The organism is Prosthecobacter sp., assembly GCF_049294395.1.
In the GTDB taxonomy this organism is placed as follows: domain Bacteria; phylum Verrucomicrobiota; class Verrucomicrobiia; order Verrucomicrobiales; family Verrucomicrobiaceae; genus Prosthecobacter.
Genome location: NZ_JBAQCR010000301.1, coordinates 1 through 1,718 on the forward strand (window position 1 = coordinate 1; position 1,718 = coordinate 1,718).

A 1,718-nucleotide genomic window follows, 5' to 3' on the forward strand; every position below is an offset into this window, starting at 1 on the left:
GAAGCGCGGCGCTACAGGCGTTGGCGGAGCAGTGGCCCGACCAGACCACCCGCGACCTACTCGCCCACCGCGCCGTTCAGGATGAAGGCTCCGCCACCCGAAGCGCCGCGCTAAAAGCGTTGGCGCAAAAGTGGCCCGACCAGACTACCCGCGACCTGCTAGCCCACCGCGCCCTTCAGGATGAATACATCGACACCCGAAGCATCTCACTACAGGCGCTGGCAGAGAAGTGGCCCGACCAGACCACCCGCGACCTACTCGCCCACCGCGCCGTTCAGGATGAAGGCTCCGCCACCCGGAGCGCCGCGCTACAGGCGTTGGCGGAGAAGTGGCCCGACCAGATCACCCGCGACCTACTCGCCCAGCGCGCTGTTGAAGCGCCGAACATTTCGGATCGCGGCATTGCTTGCTCCATACTAGGCAAAATGCACTCCGAATTCGGCCGCATCCTGCCGACGAAAGGAGACAATGGCGCAGGGCCGTATCTCGATCCCCTAAAACCGATCCCACGCGATCAAATTGTAAAGGCGGCAGCGGAGGTCGGCCTTCCGACCGAGGACATCGCGACCCAAGTCGCTTCGCTCTCGGCGCATCTAGGCTGGGACATCACGCTCGGCGCGAAAAAGGGAAAGCGGGTTCGTGCAAAACCTTGACAGAATTCCTCTTTTCCAAGGCCCAAAACCACAGATCCTGCGCGTCAGGGACACAAAGACTCTGCTCGGAGACAAAATTCGGGTGGACTTATCGCCTAAACCACGTCCCACTCAATGCGTCAGCGCATAGAAGATAATGTTGATCCCCAGCGGGTACGCATACTTCTCAGAAAATTCGCGGAAGTACCAGGGATCGCTGCCTTCCTGCTCCCAGCCTTCGCCGGTGTCGGTGTTCCAGCAGATGACCATCATGAGGCGGCGTTTGTCATCGAAGTAGCCGCGATAGTGGACGTGCTCGGAGCCGGGCTTGTCGAACTCATAGGTGATGCCTTGGTTGATCACGTATTCGGCAAAGCGGATGTGCGGGATCTGCGGCTTCACCTTGATGGGGAAGACCATGTGGAAGATTTCGTGCTCCAGGGGGATCTCCTCCATTTTGCGGTCGGGGAAGATTTGCTTGAGAGCGACTTCGAAGTTGTCCCACTCGCGGGTGCCCCAGAAGTCGTCCACCATGATGAAGCCGCCGTTGAGCATGTACTCGCGCATGGTCTTGGCTTCGTCATCGGTGATGTCGATGTCGCCGACCTCGATCATGTAGAGGAAGGGGAAATGGCGGAACTGCTCGGGATCGATGTCGACGATGGCGCCGTTCGGATTGACCTGCAGCGAGGTGAGCTGCTGGAGGCGGTAGGACATGTTCATGTCCGAATCGGGATAGTCCGTGGACCATTTGCGATTTCCCCTGCCCCAGCCGCGACCGCCGTGGCTCATCGAATTGTAGCGGATGCGGGCGAAGGTGAAGATGTCGTTGGGCAGTTCTTTGCTCACCGGCCAGGTGGGGTAACCCTCCTCCTGGCCGCGACGGGTGTCGCGCGGATCTTCGGGCACACTGCCATCCTTGACGCCGAACTGGGTGGGACGCCCGCCTTGGCCTTCCCTGCCCTGCTCAACCGCCCAGACGACGCAGCCTAGCAAAGCCAGGGTGAGGAGAAGAACGGGGGTGGCTCGAGGTTTTCGCATGAGTCTGATAACGTGGCTCGTCGCTGACTCCTGCGCACTTCTTTT

Annotated in this window: 2 protein-coding genes; one reads left to right on the forward strand and one right to left on the reverse strand. The window is 60.4% G+C overall.

The window, feature by feature from the left end; translation table 11 throughout:
• Positions 1 to 653: HEAT repeat domain-containing protein (locus WAW39_RS19990; RefSeq protein WP_422320928.1), on the forward strand; the 653-nt coding region annotated here is incomplete at its 5' end.
• A 111-nt stretch (positions 654 to 764) separates the two neighbouring features.
• On the opposite strand, the gene WAW39_RS19995 is transcribed toward WAW39_RS19990, so the two are convergent.
• Complete coding sequence (locus tag WAW39_RS19995) at positions 765 to 1,673, reverse strand: DUF4159 domain-containing protein (RefSeq protein ID WP_422320929.1); 909 nt, start codon at positions 1,671 to 1,673, stop codon at positions 765 to 767.
• Positions 1,674 to 1,718 lie beyond the last annotated feature (45 nt).

Coding starts and splice junctions, on each gene's coding strand:
- WAW39_RS19995 (WP_422320929.1), bottom strand. CDS start 1,673: ATGCGAAAACCTCGAGCCACCCCCGTTCTTCTCCTCACCCTGGCTTTG.